Source organism: Flavivirga algicola (genome assembly GCF_012910715.1).
In the GTDB taxonomy this organism is placed as follows: Bacteria; Bacteroidota; Bacteroidia; order Flavobacteriales; family Flavobacteriaceae; genus Flavivirga; species Flavivirga algicola.
This window is the reverse complement of sequence record NZ_JABBHF010000005.1, coordinates 234,017-254,261: the sequence shown is the minus strand read 5'-3', so window position 1 is coordinate 254,261 and position 20,245 is coordinate 234,017. Positions and strand designations below refer to the sequence as shown.

Here is a 20,245-nt window from a genome sequence, read left to right as displayed (position 1 = left end):
CTCATGGAACATTTTTTTGAACAAAAAATTATGCCCGCCATCACGATTGAAGATGAAAACAAAGCTATAAAAGTAGCACAAGCTGTTGTAAATGGTGGTCTGAATATTATGGAGGTCCCTTTCCGAACAGAAACTGCCGCACAAAGCATTAGTAAAATCACGAAGATATTTCCAAACTTATATGTTGGAGCAGGTACATTAATAACACCAGAACAAGTTATTCTAGCAAAGGCAAGTGGTGCTGCATTTGGGCTTTCACCTGGTTTCAACAAAATAGTGGTACAACAAGCTATAGATCTTAATTTTCCTTTTATTCCAGGAGTTATGACTCCGTCTGAATTAGAATTGGCATTGGAAATGGGTTGCAAAATTCAAAAATTGTTCCCAGCCTCTCTAGTTGGTGGCACAAAAATGTTAAAAGCATTAGCGGGCCCTTATGGACATACTGGGGTTGCTTTTATACCTATGGGTGGCGTAACCCTTGATAATATGAGTGCGTTTTTAGCAATGGATAATGTTATTGCTATTGGAGGCTCTTGGCTAGCCACAAAACAACTAATTGCAGACAACGATTACAGTACCATCACAGAAAATATCACTAAAGCCTTACTTAGGGTTCAACACAACAATTAATTTAAACATCAATTAAATGAAAAAACAATTATTACTATTTGCCTTTTCTTTATTCCTAATCTTTGGGATTAAAGGATTTTCTCAAAATCAATTGGGAAAAGTCGTTTCATATAAAAAAGATCAAAAGGCTGTTCTTTTTCAGTGTGAACATGCTAAAAAGGTTAAATTAAGTATTATTACCGATGCTATTTTTAGAGTACAAGTCGCTCCCAATGGAACGTTTAAAAAATCTAAAACTATCGAATTCGGGTTCGTGAAAGATGATTTTCCTGCAACAAATTTCAATTTAAATGAAACTGAAAAACATTACCAAATTACAACTTCAAAATTAGATATTTCCGTAGATAAAGAAGCTTTTCGTATTGAAGTCAAAGACAAGGAAGGAAATATTATTCTAAGAGAAAACAAAAAATTAGGAACACAAACAGGCAGTAAAAATGCATTAAATTTTGATATGCCTGCCGATGAGCACTTTTTTGGTTTTGGGTTCATGCGAGAAACTTTAGATGCCAGAGGACACAAATTAACATTTAAAAGAGCCTATCGCTGGAAAGGCGCAACACTTCCTTACTTTATGAGCACCAGAGGTTATGCTTTTTATTCAAACAGTGTATATAATCAAGATTTTGACTTTAGCTCAAAATCAGGTGATGTATCAAACGATTACTATTCTATTACTTCTAATGGAGGGGCTATTGATTATTACATTATATACGGTCCAGACTTTCCTAATCTATTAAATAGGTATACAGATTTAACAGGAAAAAGTATGATGGTACCCAAGTGGGCTTTTGGTTTAGAATATCGCTTACGATACTACGGTAATCAAAAGGAATTGCTTGATATTGCCAAAGAATTTAGAGAAAAAGAAATTCCTGCCGACATTGTAGCTTTAGAACCTGGGTGGGAAGATGTAGCATACTCCATGAAATGGAAATGGAGCCCAGAACGTTTTCCTAACCCTGAAAAAATGATTGCAGAATTAGGGGATATGGGTTTTAAAATGGATTTATGGGAATCTGGAGTTGCTCCAGTTATAAATATCTCTAAGCCTAAAACACGTAAAAACTGGTATAAAAAACGTAAACATATTGTCAATATGGGCGTACGCATGTTTAAGCAAGATGACCCGTATCCACGATCAATTACAAGCTCAGAATTATTAGATCCTACTTATGGAGTAAAACCGCATAATGACAAAAATTTCAGTGAAGAGGAAATGAATAACATCTCCAACTCTTTATATTCTGAAACTTTATTCGAAGAATTTAGAAAACAAACTAAAGAGCGTGCTATTGTCATGTTTCATGCATATAACGCATCAGTAGCCTCGCACCGTTGGCCTTTTCAATGGGCTGGTGATTTCCAAGCAGAGAATGGCATGCTTAATGCAAGTTTGTCGGGGCACGCAATGGTAAGTTACGATATTCGTAATCCATATGCTGCTGGATGGCATCAAGGTTTCTTCACACCTTTTACCGTAGTTGATGCCTGGGCTTATTATCGTGAACCATGGCTTTATTCAGAATCCATTGAACAGAGCCATAGGGTCTACGCTTGTTTGAGATCCCGATTAGTTCCTTATTTATATTCTTCACTATGGCAATCTCGTAAAGTAGGTCTGCCTATTGAAAGACCTATGGTATTGAATTACCACGACGATCCAATTACGCATCACATGAAATCACAATTCATGGTTGGAGATTGGTTTTTATTGGCACTTTCTGATGTTGATGATTCTCCTGCTGGTGAAAAAATAGATTTCTGGACTGGTGTACAAAAGGGTAATCACGGACGTGCCTACCTACCTAAAGGAAAATGGATCAATTATTGGAACGGCAATGTCGAAAATATAGAAAAGTCTCAATGGGTAAATGGTGATTGGCCAGAGTATTTAGGTGGGTTACTTTTTGTAAAAGCAGGCGCTATTATTCCTATGGGACAAACGAAGAACTATATTGGTGAAACAAAAGATGAAGTTGTCGTTTTAGACATATATCCTCATGAAAAATCATCTTTTCAACTATATGAAGATGATGGTATATCTTATGATTATGAGAAAGGAACCTTCACTCTAACAGATATTACCTCAGACGCTTTAGAAAATGAAGTGAAAATTTCTATTTCAAAAAGAAAAGGTTCTTACAATAATATGCCTGAAAAAAGGACTTATTTGGTAAAAATGCACAGTCTTTTAAAACCTAATAATATTTATGTTGATGGCTATGAATTAGCCTATTTTGACAACCAAAAGGATTTGATTCATGATATTAAACAAAATGGATGGTTTTATGATGCCATAGCAAAAAAAGCAGTTATCAAATTAGATAAAGGATGGCAATATGCTAAAACAACAGATGGAAGCAATCCTATAGCAACCATTCCTTTAACCGCTAAAAATGAAAGAATAGTATTTTCAGATGCTTATAAAAATCAATCTGGAAGTCGTAACATTCTTGTAAAACTGCCTAAACTGGCTGTTGTAGAATTAAATTCCAATATAAAATCATTACCATCAGATGGCTATAGTTTAGCGAAAATCAAAGTTCATCTTTTAAATGAGAAATCAAAAGTTCAAAAAATTGATTTGAAAATTGAAGGTCCTGCCAGTTTCCAAAATGGAACATCAAGCATGTCCTTTAACCCAACCGAGCAAGATTATTTCAATATTTTAGCGGGTAAGGTTCCTGGGACAGCTAAAATTTCCATTTCTGGAACAAACATAGAAAAGGGCTCCTTCTCGTTGCCAATTTATGGAAATCCCGTGCGCTTAGAAATCGAAAAAGCTAATACCGTTTTGGTTGCTGATAACGAAAATACGCTTGAATTCACTGCAAAATTATTCGATGATGGAAATCGTGAAGTTTTAACAACTGGTTCTCCAATTATTGTTCATGTTGAAGGAGAAGCATTATGCGAAAATGAATCAAAAAAGCAATCAATTTATTTTAAAGATGGCTCAGCAAAATTCTCATTAAAATCGACCAATACCCCAGGGGATGTTAAAGTTTCGGTAACCTTTGCCAATCTAAAAGAAAAAACGATTCGTACCACTTCTAAGAAAGGTGCTTTACAGGTTCGTATTAATCCACCAGAAAAAGTAAAATTAGACTCTGATGGCGGATGGATTCCAGACAATGTAGATGTTTTTGTGAATTTTAGGGCAGGCGATAAATTGATAAGAAATATTGAAAAAGAAGTCATCCTTAACGTGTATAATAAACAGGGTAAATTGCTACAGACCTATACTCAGGTTGCCAAAAAGGGCGAAGTTATCTTTAAAGATATTTCTTATTATAAGCGACCAGCGCAATGCCTATTCGAAATTAAATGCGAAGGTTATGAAACGGTTACAAGAAAAGTGTTTGAAAACACATGGGATGCCCAAGCAACTAATTCGAAAAAGAAAAAGGGAGGACATTAAACTCTAATTTTATAAAACTTCACAAATGATAAATCATTATGTATTCGATAAAAATCAATCTTAAAAGCTTAATAGTCTTTATCCTTTTGATGTTTTTTTATGGCCTCATTGGGTTTCAAAAAATATCTGCAGATACTAAAAAGGATGTTTTTTATACTTTAGGACGTGCTAAGGTGATTTTTAAGAATAATGAATTATATGTTGAAACAGGTGAGGTTAAAAGAAAATGGCGTTGGACAGGTTTTGGTTTTATAACTACCAGCTATAAGAATACTGTATCTGGAAAAGAATGGGCCGAATCCAATCATACTTTTACATGCGATTGGGATTTACCCACTAAAATTACTTCAGCAACTAAAGCCGAATTAGTGTCTTTGGAAGTATTAGAAAGTAATGATGAAAAATTCACTTCACCCCATTTGTTGGTAACCGCATATATACATTATCAAATTGGTATTGATTTAAAGTTCTTAATTCGTGTTTATCCTGATTCTCCTGGCATATGGACCGCCCTTGAAGTGAAATCTGATAATACTTTTTCTACGGAAGGTATTCCTGAGGATTTAGCTTATAAGAAATCTTATGGTTCCAACCAACCTGTTAAAATAGCACGTAACGAATTTATTCCTGTCGATTTTTCGAAAAAAAATCAACGTAAGTATTGGGGTATTTATAACAATCCAGGAAATCGTGTCAATACAGAAAATATGGTTAAGGAAAGAATTGTAACTGGATACCCCATTTTTCAAGACGAAGAAAACACATGGGCAAATGGTGTTGTCATACAAAAAGACAACGAGGGCTTAATCGTTTTAAAGGAATCGAATAAAACAGTTAATAAATACGGTATTCAAACAGGTGCTTTTTACTGTACTCCTACAGGCATAGAAGTTACTGGTTGGGGGTTGAAACCAAACGAAATTTCATCAGAATTTAAACGAACATGGGCTACTTGGAGTATATTGTACGCTGGCGGTGACGCTGCCTCACAATTAGCTTTAAAAAGGTTTGACCGCATTCGTTACCCAGTGAATCTTGACTTAGATATGCACATTTTAATTGATACCTGGGGTAGTGACTGGCAGAAAGGAAACTTTGACAAGATTTATGGGCGAGAGAATTCAGAGTTTTCAATAATAGAAAAAGAAATAAAATCAGCATCAGATCTAGGCATTGATATTGTACGAATTGATGATGGTTGGCAAGATGGAAGAACCAAAAGTAAAGATTCATGGCATCCTAATACTAAAGTTGGATATGATGCAAATTGGATCAAAATAAAAAAATTATCAGAAGAATATAATGTAGGCATAGGGTTGTGGGCGGCAGCGTTATTTATAACTCCTGAAGAATTGTTGGATAATCAGAAAAAACTGGATGTAGCCACATGGAAATTTGATTTTGATAAACTTGAAAATCATGATGCCTTTGCAAACCGATTAAAAAAATCAAGGGATTTTATAAAAGAAACAGACTATAGCACTCAAATTTCATGGTGTCCTGAGTATGATGACCAGCGTTATGGATGGTATAGCCCCGTTAGGGAGGTAGGTCCTATGTATTTTCAAAACATTCAAAATAATTTACCAAATCATTTGGTATACGTTCCATATATTACGTTAAGACATCACTGGATGATATCTAAGTATTATAATATGAATGATTTACAAACACATTGGCAGAATACATCTCGTACAAATCCAAGGTTCTCTGATGCCCATTTACACAGCCAATCGTATGCAGCAATGAGTGCTTTCATGGCAGCGCCTTCTTGTTTTATGCTTACTCAGCTATTACAAACCAAGGAACGCGACGAATTAAGACAGCTTATTTCAATTTACAAAGAACATCGCAAAGATATTTTTCAAAGCTACGTTTTTCCTATAGGAGAAGAGCCTAATAATCATTCTTGGTCAGGTTTTCAAATATATAACCCTGATAAAAACACTGGATTTTTGATGATTTTCAGAGAACTACATAACAATGAAAACAGCAAAGAAATTAAGCTTAAGTTTTTGAAGAACAAAAAAATAAAATTGATTGATTTAGAAGAGAACAATACTATTAAACAAGTACGGGCTGGATTGAATGGAAATGTAAGATTTTTTATTGATAAACCCGCACAATATCTGTTTCTAAAATACGAATTGTAAAACTTTGGTAATACTATATAACCAGTCCAATACCTATTCGAAATTTATACTGTTCCTTATTTAAAATGACCGTATAATATACCGTGTATTACTAGGTTGAAGATCAATTTTTCTTAAAGAAATTAAAGAGGAGTCTAAAAAATAACGTTCAGAACGTAGTGAAGAATCTTTTAAAAATTAAACGTTTATCTACTTAATTTAAGATTTTTCGACTGTGCTCAAAATAACAATTTGTGAACTTTTTTGGTGCCTCTTTAATTTTTTATATTATTAAACCCAATATACCTAGCTACTCATATTTAATATTAAAATCTAATTTTTTCTGCTTTCACTTTAGCAGTAAACGGAACCAAGTAAAAAGCGTATTTATAAGTTCCAGGCTTAATTCTATAGGCTTCATGAGCTTGGGCTCTTCTACTCCAGGTATCATCACCTCCAACACCCATTTGTTTTAGGTCTACATTAACAGTCAAAACATCTCTATCTGCCAACTCGTTTACATGATTAGCTTCTTGAAGGTTTTCAATACTATGTGGAATCACACTAAAGTTCAATACATCTTCTCCTTTTATTAAAACACCCTTGCCTGATGCATTCTGTATTTTAAACCAACGCGTGCCTGTATGATTACCATATTCTTGAGGGTATGCATAATGATAACTCATGGTCTGTGCATCTCCAGAAAACAAACCTACCTCAGCACCATAACTTCTATCTTGATAGTTTGGTTGAGGCCCTTTACCAAAATAGGTAATCTTTCCATATGTATTGGAAATATCGAACGCCATACCTATTCTTGGAACGTTTGGAGCCTCTTCATCAATAACAACATGATAATCGACCTTTATTTCCCCACTTCCAAGAAGCGTGTAAACTAAATTAACTTCTGTTTTTGGGTTTTCTATATGTCCTTTTACATTGACGATTACTTTTCCTTTTACATCAGAATTTATCGCAAAATTTTCGGCAACCATTAAATCGCCTGCCTTCATCCAAATAAGCTCTTTCGATAATTTCTTAGCCCTTCTATATGCTTCATCATTTTCAGTTTCTGCTCTCCAAAAATTTAATTTTAAAGGCATATTTACAATATCTACCCCTTTTGCTTTATATAAGCTTATGTACCCTGTAGGTTTATCTATTTGCACCATTACAGACTTGTTCTTAATAGTTATAACCTTATCACTTTTATCAACTACTAGTGTTGAATTACTGCTGATGGTTTTTGGTTCTGGGATGTCATAGTTTAGTTTAAACTGATCTTCAAAAACAACATATCCCTTATTTTCCCAAAGTGTATTTTCTTTTAATTTTCCTTGGATATTTATAAAGTATTCACTTCCTGCTTTTAGTTTTGGCTTTTTAAAACTGATATTTATTTCATCTGTTTCATAGGGTTTTGTATATAATGTTGGTATAGTACCTTTTTGAATAATGACTCCATTTTCAGCTAAGGTCCATTCTAAATCATATTTTGACAAATCTATAGCATGGTGTCTATTTCGTATTTTAAACATTCCTTTTAAAGCATCTATTTCTGAAATGACTACAGGCTGGTTAACCTTTTTGCATTCATAAGTTTCAGGCTTTGGTGTTCTGTCTGATGCTATGATACCATTTAAACAAAAGCTTCCCGAATTAGGTTTATCTCCAAAATCGCCTCCATAGGCATAAAACTCCTTTCCGTTTTTGTCTTTTTGTAAAATACCTTGATCTATCCAATCCCAAATGTAACCTCCAATAGCTCTGTCATTCTTATAAATAACGTCCCAATATGTTTTCATATTTCCTGTAGAATTCCCCATAGAATGTGCATACTCACATAAAATCACTGGTCTTCCATCTTTTTCACTCCTATCGATTAAGCTTTGCAACTCATTTGGTTGCGGGTACATTCTACTTATAACATCTACCCAAGAACGATCAATCTGGTTATGATCAATTGGATTGTAATACTTTTTATGTCTCTTATCGTATGGATTTCCCTGTCCTCCTTCATAATGTATGGATCGTGTTGGATCGAAATCTTTAATCCATCCTGCCATAGCTGCATGATTTGGTCCTGAACCTGATTCGTTTCCTAAAGACCACATAACGATACTTGGGTGGTTTTTATCTCGCTCTACCATTCTAATAGCCCTTTCCAAATAAGCACTGCCCCACTCTGGACTATTTGTTATCTCTCCCCTTACACCATGAGTTTCCAGATTGGCTTCGTCCATAACATACAACCCGTACTTATCGCATAAATCATAAAAATAAGGATCGTTAGGATAATGAGAGGTTCGTACAGCGTTAAAATTAAATTGTTTTAGCAACCGTACATCTCTCTCCATATCTGCACGAGAAACTGTTTTACCATTAATCATATGATGATCATGACGATTGACCCCTATCATTTTAACAGGGTTGCCATTTACTAAGAATTGTCCTTTTTCATTTATTTTAACTTCTCTAAAACCAACCTTTGTGCTAGTATACTGAATTGCACGCCCCTCATTATCCTTAAGCGTAAATAATAATGTGTATAAATAAGGATCATCCGACGACCATTTCCTAGGGGATTTCACCTCCGTTTCTATTAAACCAAAACGCACATTATTTCTTTGGGGGTATACCTCACGAAAATATTTTTTAAGTTCCATGACATGTACATCTCCAATCTGGTTACCCTCAGTATCAATTAGTTGCGTTGATAAGGTCCAATCGTCAACCTTAGTATGTAAAGGAGCATCTCCAAAATGACCGACTTTTTCGACATATTTGTCCGTAATGTTGGCTATAAACTCAGGTCGTATTTGAAGTGATGCATTTTCGTAATTTTCATCTAAATCTGTGCGAATAGCAAAATCTGACAATCTAACTTTAGATACTGCCTGTAAATAAACGTCTCGTTCTATACCGCTCATTCTCCAATGGTCCTGTGCTTCCAAATAACTTCCATCCGACCATCTAAAGACTTTAACAGCTATTTTATTGGCTCCTTTTTTAATATGTTTCGTAATATCAAATTCAGATGGTAATCGCGTATCTTCACTATATCCAACAAATACGCCATTAACCCAAACATAAAAAGCTGAAGAAACTCCTCCAAAATGAAGCATGATATCTTTTCCATTCCAAGACGCATCTACATTAAATGTTTTAATATAGTGGCCCACTGGATTATCATGATGGTTTATATAAGGGAAGTTACTAAAAAAGGGATACGTTGAATTTGTATAAATAGGTGTACCATAGCCTCGCATTTCCCAATTTGAAGGCACATCTATAGTATTCCATTTCGACGCATCAAAATCATTTTCCTGAAAAACTTCCGAGGCATCTGCTGGCTTAGCAACCCAGTTAAATTTCCAATCACCATTTAGTGATTTAAATAACTTTGAATTTTCACGAATGTCAGCCTTTGCTAAATCTGCACTTTCATATGAATAAAAAGTTGCTTTAGCTGGTAACTTATTAATTTGGTTTACAATAGGATTTTCCCAATCATTTTGCTGGGCATACATCAAATTAATTGATGCAAATAACAATACGTAAAATACCTTATTCTTTATGGACATACAATATGTTTTTCTTTGTAACTTATAATAATTCATAGATGCTATTTAAATCAACTGGATCATCCATTTCCTTTTGTAATTGTATCAAGTCTTTAAATAGTGATTTTACTTTTTCTTTATTGGCGGGTACATCTGCAATGTCGTTCATCTCTTCTGGGTCTTTATCCAAATCGAATAAAAGAGTCTTTTTAATTTCCGGATACACCAATAGTTTAAAATTATCTTTTCTTATCATCCGCTGTACATTTAGATAGGCCCCATAAATTGATTCGTAATTACTTTTATTTGTTTTGCCTTTAGCGATATCTAAAAAACTATTAAACTCAACGTAATTTGGTTTTTCAACACCAGCTATTTCTAATGAAGTAGCCATAATATCCTGTAAATAAACGTCAGAATCTACTTTTTTATCTTTAGGAATATCTGGACCTATAATGACAAGTGGCGGACGAATACTGTGATCAAACAGGTTTTGCTTACCTAACAGACCATGTCTACCCATAGCTAATCCGTGATCTGAAGTTAAAAAGATATAGGTGTTATCTGCTTTCCCAGATTTCTTTAAAGCGTCTACAATTAAACCAATTTGCTTATCTAAGTGCGTAATACTAGCATAATACTCTTGTTTATGGACTTTTATCGCATATTCTGTTCTTGGAAATGGCGCTAAGGCTTCATCCCTTAAATTTTTACCATTAGCCATGTCTTTTCTAAATGGATATTCTGGAAGAAAACTTGTAGGAACAGAAATATTTTCTAGTGGATACATGTCTACAAACTCTTTAGGAGCTTGTCTCGGATCATGCGGTGCATTAAATGCCAAATACATAAAAAATGGATCGTCACTGTTTTTCGCATCATCAATAAATTTTATAGCATCATCTTTTACAACTTCGCTCCAATGCTTTCCTCCTTTCCAAAAACCACCTTTTGATCTATCGGTAGGTAACCACGATGTATCATTTACACTTTTCGGACGGTTATAACCATTAGGCATAATAGCCTCAACATTGGCGTTTTTTATTTTTGATAAAGAATCGAATTTTGCGACCATCTTGGCATGATCCCACGCATCTCCTGGCATACCTGGTCGAATATGAACCGTATTGTCAAATAACTTTTTTGCCGAAGCATCTACATGCCATTTACCAGTCATGTACGTTTTATAACCCTGAGATTTCAATAGTTTAGGCCAACTCTTTTGATAACTACTAGAATCGTTCTTAACCCAATTTTGTCTAAACTCATTCGCTCTCCATACAAACCTACCCGAAATCAACATAGCCCTAGATGCTGCACAAACTGCACCACTCCATGATCCCATATTGTAAGCATGTGTAAATGTAGTGCCTTCATGAACCAATTTGTCTAAAGAAGGGGTAATAATTTCATCATTTCCTAAAGCATTTACAGACGTGTATGTTTGGTCATCGGTAAAAATAAAGACTATGTTGGGTTTTGCTGCATCAGGCTTTGCTGTTTTAGTTTCCTCTTTTTTAGTGTTACATGAGCACAACAAAAACACTAAGGCGATGGCATAAAATTTAATCATTCTTTTAAAACTTTTTAATAATACAAAATCAAATATCATCCAATTAAATGGCATTTATTATAACAAATGAATTAATCGATATAACTAATGTTCAAAGAAACAAAAAATGAGATAATTCACTACTTCTATAAATTCAAAAACACCTCTAAAACTAACAAAATAGTACTAAAACGCTTGTACATCCATATATTTATAGAGTTATAAACCATATCTATTTCCGATTACCCTTATTATTTTATCCTGTCCCTTTTTAATGTTAATGTTAAAATTAATATACATACTCAATTAATAAATTGTTTTATTTGTACAATGCAGTTAGAAAACTGTAGAACAAAATACCAGAACTGATAATATTAAATGACAATGAATTCTATTTTCTATATTGGATGTTATACACAAATGCTCTCTCAAGATTTTGGCGGCAAGGGTGATGGTATATATACTATTGAAATAAATAATACTAGTGGAAAAATGAGGGTGCTTCACATGTACTCAACAACAAATCCTGCCTATTTGGTATTAAGCAAAAACCATCAATATTTATACGCATTAACCGAGGTTTCCATTAACGAAAACCCAAAAGTAAAAGCATTTAAAATACAAGAGGATTACTCGTTACAATTGATCAACGAACAAACTATTGATGGCGATTTGCCATGCCATATTACTTATGCCAATAACGGCTTATTAATTGCTTGTTATGGCTCTGGTAATATACTTTTATTCCCTACAAAAGATAATGGAGAGGTGCTACCGAGCACCCAAAATTTTAAACATCAAGGAAACAGTATCAATTTAGCAAGACAAGAAGCCCCCCATGCCCATCAAGCGGTTGTTCATCCTAATGGAACAGATGTTTTTGTCCCAGATTTAGGTATTGATTTAATTAAGGCTTACAGGTTTCATAACAATGCTTTAAGCGCTATTAAAAGCAATGATATTGCTGTTGATAAAGGTGGTGGCCCAAGGCATATGGTCTTTAATAAAAATGGTGATTTAGGATATTTAATAAATGAACTAACTGGTGACATCTCTATTTTAAAACAAAAAGAGGGTACATTTACTTTTCTTAAATCTGTTAAATCTTTACCAGCTTCTTATAAAGAAATACCAAGTGGTTCTGCTATTAGGATACATCCAAACGGTAAGTATTTATATGCTGGAAATAGAACTTTAGATGCTATTACTATATTCAAAATTCATGGTGAAGACTTAGAATTGCTATCATTTCAACCTACAGAAGGAAAAACATTAAGAGCATTTAATATTATTTTAAATGGTAAATGGCTGATAGCTTGTTTACAAGATTCTGATGAAGTGATTGCCTACGAAATAACATCAAGTGGCAAACTACTGGAACGATCCCGTAATTATAACATCATTTCTCCTGTCTGTGTCACTTCAACAATAAACCTCCAGTACTAAACCGAACTTTTAGGAGTCCTTATTATTTAATTTTTAATATTAGGCAAAGATGAAAAGATGAGATTGATTTAATAATAAAAATTCCAAAAATCATACTTTTCACCTTTTATATTTTCTTTTTTATCTCCTAGCTCTAATGCTTTTGCTTTCATTTCATTTCGCATTTTTAGAAGTAATTCTTTGTTTTCTGGAAAAAAGGAAAGATCCTGAGTTTCCCAAGGATCCTTTTTTATATTGAAAAGTTGAGTGACTCTGGAACCTGTAATTTGCTCTCCATATTTCCAATGTAAATCGTTTGCTCTTACATATTCAATTAACTTATAATCTCCTTTTCTGTAAGCTCTTTGAAATTGTTTATACGCATGATATGTCTCATTTCTTACTTGTGCTGTTTTATTCTCAATAACTGGCACTAGACTTTTACCATTAACCGAATTAGGCATGGTTATATTGGCCATTTCACAAACCGTTGGAAAAATATCATGAATATAGCTAAGCGCATCTATTTTCCTCCCTTTATCTTTAATGAGGTTTCCTGAAAGTACAAAAGGTACATGGATACCATCTTCATCATAGACATTTTGTTTACCAATTAATCCATGGTTTCCAACTGCCAAACCACTATCACCTGCAAAAACAATTAATGTATTTTCATAGGCGCCACTTTCTTTTAAAGCTGAAATTATTTTTCCAATTTGGTGGTCTAAATGTGAAATAATTGCATAATAATCGGCCAAATGCTCTTTTGCAACCTCCTCTGTTCGAGGCCATGGGGCTAACTCTTCATCTCTTAGAAACATATGACCATTATCAAAAGGGTGTTGAGCCGCATAAGAAGGTGGCAGACTAATAGTTTCTGGATTGTACATATCTCTATATTTCTTAGGAGCTTGTCGGGGATCATGAGGTGCATGAAACGCTACATACATAAAAAAAGGTTTTTTGTCCTTTTTCTTTTTTATGTATTGAGCCGCATGTCTTGCAAAAACTTCCGAAGTATGTGGACCTTCTAATTCTGTTCCAACTGGGCCTCTCTTATCATTTTTTGTCAATGGTCTTTGAATTTCCTTTCCTTTAGCATCAAAAGTTAACAGGTAGGCATCTTCTTTTTTGAATGCGCCAGATTTATCCCAATCCCAGAAAGGCATCCTGAAGTGATCTACTAAATAAACACCTCTTCCCATGATTTTATCGCCAGAATCGAATGAACGTACCAATGATTTATTATCGTTATGCCATTTACCTACAATATGTGTGTTGTAACCTGCCTCTTTAAATGCCTCACCCATGGTTATGTGTTCATCTGGAATGACATGCCCTTGCCCTTCTAGTTTAAAAAGGTGACGTCCTGAAAGCAGCATGGCCCTACTTGGAATGCAGGTGGCTCCTGAAAAAGCACCCATTAAGTATGTATTTGTAAAGGCGATGCCATCGTCTACCAAGTGATCTATATTAGGTGTCTTAACTTCCATGCCTCCCAATGCATGCACTCCTGAAAAACGATGATCGTCGGTATAAATAACCAAAACATTGGGCTTTTTACCCTTTTTCTTTTGAGCAATAGTTGGTATGCATGTTAAACAAACTATAAGTACAAAAGCTAACTTTAATAATTTCATATACAGTAAATTTCTTTTTAATCTATTTTTTATCTGTCATTAAAATGACATCCGCATCCTCAAAGACCTCTTTCTCTCTAATATCTTTAGCCTTCAGCTTAAAATTTACTTTTGAAAGCTGAAGCGTATCTATATGCCTACCATACAAGCCATAAGCTGGCAAAGTTTTAAAAAAACTAAACTCAGGGTAAGCAGTTTCTTGCTCTTCTACATCTGTTAGCACCAAATTTTCTTCACTTCCTGGAAGTACCATCGAGATATTTTCTAAAAAAACCGAACCAATCTTATGGTTTGGAGTTCCTGTTATAAAAATTCCTGAAGGTGAGGACACCCTTGAATTTTCTAAATTCTGAGTAGTTGCCGTGATATTTTTTATATGGACATTTTTAATAGAACCTACGGATAGTTTTTCTGCATTTCTATACGTACGAAGACGTTCTCCCAAACGAATAAAAATGGGCATGTCAACCTTGTTCATCTTAATGTTATCAATTTCAATATCATAAATATTGGCTCCATCTACACTTAAGAGTTTTATCCCCCCACCCTTAGTGTTATAAATTTCACAATCTTTAATCGAAATAGCGTAAAAGTCACCCATGGATTCTGTACCAAACTTAAGAGCCCCCCAATCACTTTTTAGTTTACATCGGCTTACTTTTACGTGGTGAGTCGGCAATGCCGAAGTCGCTTTTACGCAAATAGCATCATCTCCAGTATCGATGTGGCTGTTGGTAATTACGACATCGTGACTTGAATCTAAATCTATGCCATCGTTATTATGATGAGCATGGCTGTATATACTAATGCTATCCACTTCAATATTTTTAGACTGATAGAAATGGCAGGTCCATGCGGCTGGTTGTCTTAAGCTTACATTTTTTAGTTTTATAGCGCTAGAACGTACAAAACGAAGTAAAAAAGGACGGTTGGCGCCAAATTTTTTCTGTTCGCTCTTATCAATGCCTAATTCTTTTATTTTTTGTTGAATATTTTTATGCAAAAAAGCTTTCCCATTACCATCAATGATCCCATTACCTGAAATACCAATATTGGAAGCATCTGTAGCACCAATTAAACAATTTCCACGTTCTTGACCCGTAGCATCAACAAAAGTATCGATACTTTGGTAATCCTGGGGGTTAGAACTTCCAACTAACTTGGCATCTTCTGAAATATGAAGAGTGACATTGTTTTTCAAGAGAATAGTACCACTTAAGTAAATACCATTTTCAATAAAAACGGTACCGCCTCCATTTTGGAAACAAACATCTATTGCTTTTTGAATAAAGGCTGTATTTATAGTGAGACTATCACCTTTTGCTCCATAATCTGTAATAGTATATGTTGTTGTTTTATGATTACAAGCAGCAAGTATTAAAACCGACAGCCCAATTATAAAGAGTTTGAAGTTTGTCATTGATTTATGTATTTAGCTCTATTTATTAAAGAATTATTAGCTTTTGTATTTTGAATATCACTATGCATAACATCATCAAAAACTATAGGTGGTCTTTGGTCTTCCTTTACGGTATTAACCTGGACATTATTGATAGAAATGCTCTTAACATGACGTGCAAAAATACCATAAGCAGGAAGCGTTCCCACTAAATGAAACTCTGGCCACCAACCACCTAAAACATCTAAAGTATACTCCTTAAACTCTGTTTTTTTAGCGTCTTCCTCTGTTCCTCCTCCAGAAACAGTCATTTGAATATTATTTAATTGAATATCTGTAATATAATTATCGGGCATCCCTGTAATAAAAATAGCTGAATTTTTATCAAGACCTCTATTATCTGCTATAATACCATTGAAAATAAAATGATGCATCGCCTTCATGGGGTACATGGCTTCGGGAGCATCCACACATGCTTTTTGTTGTGCAAAAGTCATGAAAATAGGCCTCGGTACATTTTTCATGACTAGATTAGAAAAAGTCATTTGCTTCATTTCCCCACCCTCATTTAGCTGAATTTTTAAGCCTGAATCATCAATATCATTAAACGTACAATTGGTAACAGTAACGGATTCTATATTTCCCCTAGAAAGCAATCCAATACGCATCCCAGCCCATTTGCTCGTAAAAGTACAATTGGTAACAACAATATTTTTACTGGGCTTATCTTGTAATGACGCTTGAATACAAATAGAATCATCACTAGTATCAAAAGAACTATTTGATACTCGTACATTTGTGCAGCCGTCAAAATCTAACCCATCCCCATTATTATTTGCTCTACTATGTATTGTTATACCATCTACAACAATATTATTGCAATATAGCCATGCTGAAGTCCAAGCTGCAGGGTTTTTAATAGTCACATCTTTTAAATGAATATTATTACTATTCATAAACCTTATAAGCATAGGTCTACCAGTTTCCCTAGTAAAGTTTTTAAAATAACCATTGCCATCTATAGTACCATAACCTTCAATAGCAAAAGATGTTGCTCCTTGGGCAAAAATTAAACAGCGGTCCATATGAGGCTCGTTTTTATACATGTTCTTATGTGTATCTGTAGCATAGTCATCTATATTTGTACTACCTAATAAGGTTGCTCCATTTTCAATATGTAGCGTCACAAAATCTTTTAAATAAATAGTACCAATAAGCACAGTTTTCCCTGAAGGTATAATCACCCTTCCTCCTCCATTTTTAGTACATGCATCTATAGCTTCTTGCACAGATTGGGTGTCCAGACTAACTCCATCTGCTTTTGCTCCAAAATCTCTTACATTAAAATCTTTAGCGTAAATGGATGTAGTAATAAATAAAAATAGCAGGCATTTTTTCATAATAAACACTTTAGAGTTTTATAAATTTTAAGTTTACAGTATCTCCCACTTTTTCTTGCCAGTTCATGAGCTCTTTATGGAGTTTCTTAAATTCTTTTTTTCCTTTTTTAGAGTCTTTAAGGTTTGTTGTTTCCCAGGGATCTTTTTCTAAATCATATAGTTCAACATCGCCCGTTTTTGGGTAAATAATAAGCTTATTATTATTTGAAATAATCCCTCTTTGGTCATCAAACATAGCCAGATAAATAGATTCTCTGGCCTTATTGGTTTCATTGATAAGCGGATTCAAACTTTGAAAATCAAAATTAGCTTCAGTTTTAACATCGGCTAATTCCAATAAGGTTGGGAGTACATCTTGAAGATACACCCTTTCATTTATTCTTTTATTTGCAGCAATGTTTGGCGCCTTTATAATAAGTGGTGCCGTAACACTTGGTTCATAAAGGCATACTTTACCAGCAACACCATTTTCCCCAAAACTGATACCGTGATCGGACATGAAAACAATAATTGTATTATCATACATTCCTTTTTCCTTTAAAGCTTTTAATATCTCACCAATACGTTCATCCATGTGAGTAACCATCGCATTGTTTTGCTGCACTCTGGATTTCATAGTTTTAGCTTTTAATGGGGCTTTGGTATAATTGTATTTTATATTGGGGTTTAATGGACTGTCATCGGCCACACTTGGTGGAAGTTCAACCTTATTGGTAGGATATAAATCGTAATATTTCTGCTCTGTTTGTCTAGGCACATGCGGTGCATTAAAAGCAGCATAAACAAAGAAAGGTTTATCGCTATTGTATGTTTTTATGTATTGAGCAGCTTCATGTCCTACAAGATCTGTAGCATGTCCTTTATCTGTGTAATACGTTTTAAGTTGTCCTGCAAGTATTGAGCCTGTTTGGTCAAAAATATCATTAGGATGATTCCCCATAGCATGCCACTTGCCTGTCATATAGGTATTGTACCCTTGCTCTTTTAATATTTCGGGTAAAGAAATTGGTGCATTTTTTTTGTTGATTTTTTGTGAATCCCACAAATACTGTCCATAAAAAAGCATAGTCCTACTTGGTATGCATACTGCGGGAGACCAACAGCCCATATTGTAAGCCGATGTAAACGAAACACCTTCTTTTACAAGCGTGTCCATATTTGGAGTTACCATAGACGGATTTCCAAAAGCACCCAGAGCCTGATTACTCTGATCGTCGGATTCTATAAATACAATGTTAGGGTGACTTTGCGCATTAAAAACACCAGTAGTTAAACCAAATAGTAAGATGTATATAACTTTTTTCATGTGTTTATATGTATTGATTTTTAATTATTGGATATGACAAGTTGATGATTAAGACAACCGTTCTACTGTTATGTTTAAAGATGAATTTAATCTCACAGGTTTCATTCTAAGTGTACTTTTTTATTCGATTCTAACTGACTATCAATTGTATACCTGTTAACCTTAGGAGCTTCTTCCCCACGGGCAAACTCAATTTTATTTATCCAAGCGGATTTCAGCGTTTTTAGGACATTTTTATGTTCTGGTTTATATATAAGATTATTCAACTCTGCTGGATCATCTCTTAAATTATACAGTTCTTCATAAACAGGTTTCTCTCCGTTTAAAGGTGATTCAATATAATCTCGGTAAATCGCAACATCAGTGTCATGGACTGCATATAACATCTTGTTTTCATTGATTCCCAACTGTTTAGCTGCAGCTATTTTTTTACTAGCAGAAAACGTATTGTTCTCATAATACCTAATATATTTCCATTCTTTATTTTGAACGGCTTCACAACGGGGGTTACCAAATTGAGTTGACCATAAATTTTCGGTGAATACATAATTGCGTGGCTCCTGTGTACCTCCACTAAGGAGCCCAGAAATATCTTTTCCTTGAAATGTCGATGGGATGGACATTTTTCCCATCGAAAGCATAGTCGGCGCTATGTCAATACTCTGAACCAAAGCACTACTTCTAATTCCTTTATATTTCTTTTTCACTCTTGGATCCATAATAATTAAAGGAACGTGGGTCACTTTCTCATAACAAAGCGCCTTGCCTCCCAAACCTTGCTCTCCCATAAACAAACCATGGTCTGATGTAAAGATTATGATTGTATTTTTATTTAAATTTAATGCTTTTAGCTTTTTTACTAAGTTCCCAACCATACGATCTATACCAGTCATGGCTTGCAACTGACGTATATAGCGTTCTTTAGTCGCTTCGGGCGTATCTACATAATTATAGCCTTTCTGCCTATCTTCGGTACGAAGTAAATCTTCAGGTAATTTCGGGGTTTTGATAGCTGCTTTTGCAATATAACCATCGGGAAGCGGAATTTCCATATCTCGATAAAGCGTTTTGTAAATAGCATCGTCTTCTGGTTTTAATTGCATAGAACTAGTACCAGCACCATGTGGCAAATTAAAATTTATAGACAGTAGAAAAGGTTTATTTTCTGGGCGTTTTTCCAAAAATTCAATAGCCCCTTCTAATCTTCGCTCATTATTATCTAAAAAAGAACGAACCCCTTCAGTAATAATTTCAGGTTGCGTATGGGCTATTGCATCATTAAATATTTTATGCCTGTCTTTTGGATAAAAACCTAAATGTCCATGACCTGCATACCAATAATCAAAGCTCTTTTCCATGAGGCCACTTTGATAACCTCCTTCACCAACAGGCGCATGGTTTTTACCAATCCAACCTGTATAATACCCCCCTTTTCGCATCAAATCAGGGTAAGACTGTTCCCAGGCTTCTGCAGACACACTTGTTCCTGAGTTAAAATTCACACTGTGCTTACGTTCAAATTGACTCAACAAAATAGAAATTCTACTTGGTGTACATATGGCACTTGTTATATGAGCGTTTGTAAACAAAATTCCCTGGTCTGCCAGTTTATCTATATGTGGTGTTTTTACAGTCTTGTTACCCGTACATCCTAATAAACCATATGATTGATCGTCTGTTAAAATGAATATAATATTAGGACGTTCCTGTGCTATTACTTCATTAATAATTAATAATAATAAAACAAAAACTTTAAGTTTCATTTTATGAT

At 34.4% G+C, this 20,245-nt stretch carries 11 protein-coding genes; 4 read left to right on the top strand and 7 right to left on the bottom strand.

From position 1 onward, the window contains the following. Positions 1–3: 3 nt before the first annotated feature. From HHX25_RS10625 to HHX25_RS10615, 3 genes are read left to right on the top strand one after another with little or no spacing between them, the layout of a single operon-like run. Positions 4–633, top strand: coding sequence for a bifunctional 4-hydroxy-2-oxoglutarate aldolase/2-dehydro-3-deoxy-phosphogluconate aldolase (locus HHX25_RS10625; RefSeq protein WP_169672963.1), 630 nt, complete (start codon positions 4–6; stop codon positions 631–633). A gap of 16 nt (positions 634–649) precedes the next feature. Next, positions 650–4,057 carry a glycoside hydrolase family 31 protein gene (locus HHX25_RS10620; protein ID WP_169672961.1) on the top strand — a complete coding sequence of 1,136 codons (3,408 nt, stop codon included), beginning with the start codon at positions 650–652 and terminating at the stop codon, positions 4,055–4,057. Between the two features lie 38 nt (positions 4,058–4,095). Next, on the top strand, positions 4,096–6,210 hold the full coding sequence (locus HHX25_RS10615; protein ID WP_169672959.1) for a hypothetical protein: 2,115 nt from the start codon (positions 4,096–4,098) through the stop codon (positions 6,208–6,210). 305 nt (positions 6,211–6,515) lie between these two features. Here the strand turns inward: HHX25_RS10615 and HHX25_RS10610 are convergent, their stop codons facing one another. Next, positions 6,516–9,773 (bottom strand): glycoside hydrolase family 2 TIM barrel-domain containing protein, encoded by a 3,258-nt coding sequence (locus HHX25_RS10610; RefSeq protein WP_169672957.1) that lies wholly within the window; start codon positions 9,771–9,773, stop codon positions 6,516–6,518. A gap of 22 nt (positions 9,774–9,795) precedes the next feature. Beyond that, entirely contained in the window at positions 9,796–11,325 is a 1,530-nt protein-coding gene (locus HHX25_RS10605; RefSeq protein WP_169672954.1) for a sulfatase-like hydrolase/transferase, read from the bottom strand. Between the two features lie 363 nt (positions 11,326–11,688). Between HHX25_RS10605 and HHX25_RS10600 the strand changes: the two genes are divergently transcribed. Beyond that, entirely contained in the window at positions 11,689–12,750 is a 1,062-nt protein-coding gene (locus HHX25_RS10600; RefSeq protein WP_169672952.1) for a lactonase family protein, read from the top strand. A gap of 68 nt (positions 12,751–12,818) precedes the next feature. Here the strand turns inward: HHX25_RS10600 and HHX25_RS10595 are convergent, their stop codons facing one another. The 5 genes from HHX25_RS10595 to HHX25_RS10575 all read right to left on the bottom strand — a co-directional run bounded on the left by HHX25_RS10595 (position 12,819) and on the right by HHX25_RS10575 (position 20,237). Next, positions 12,819–14,369, bottom strand: a complete 1,551-nt coding sequence (locus HHX25_RS10595) for a sulfatase-like hydrolase/transferase (protein ID WP_169672950.1) — start codon at positions 14,367–14,369, stop codon at positions 12,819–12,821. Between the two features lie 22 nt (positions 14,370–14,391). Further along, entirely contained in the window at positions 14,392–15,789 is a 1,398-nt protein-coding gene (locus tag HHX25_RS10590; RefSeq protein WP_169672948.1) for a glycoside hydrolase family 28 protein, read from the bottom strand. After that, the gene (locus HHX25_RS10585; RefSeq protein WP_169672946.1) at positions 15,786–17,168 is read right to left on the bottom strand and encodes a glycoside hydrolase family 28 protein; all 1,383 of its coding nucleotides are present in this window, start codon (positions 17,166–17,168) and stop codon (positions 15,786–15,788) included. Before HHX25_RS10585 ends, HHX25_RS10590 begins: the two co-directional genes overlap by 4 nt. Positions 17,169–17,178: 10 nt before the next feature. Then, complete coding sequence (locus HHX25_RS10580; protein ID WP_169672944.1) at positions 17,179–18,474, bottom strand: sulfatase-like hydrolase/transferase; 1,296 nt, start codon at positions 18,472–18,474, stop codon at positions 17,179–17,181. Between the two features lie 101 nt (positions 18,475–18,575). Continuing rightward, the gene (locus HHX25_RS10575) at positions 18,576–20,237 is read right to left on the bottom strand and encodes a sulfatase-like hydrolase/transferase (RefSeq protein WP_169672942.1); all 1,662 of its coding nucleotides are present in this window, start codon (positions 20,235–20,237) and stop codon (positions 18,576–18,578) included. Positions 20,238–20,245: the final 8 nt, after the last annotated feature.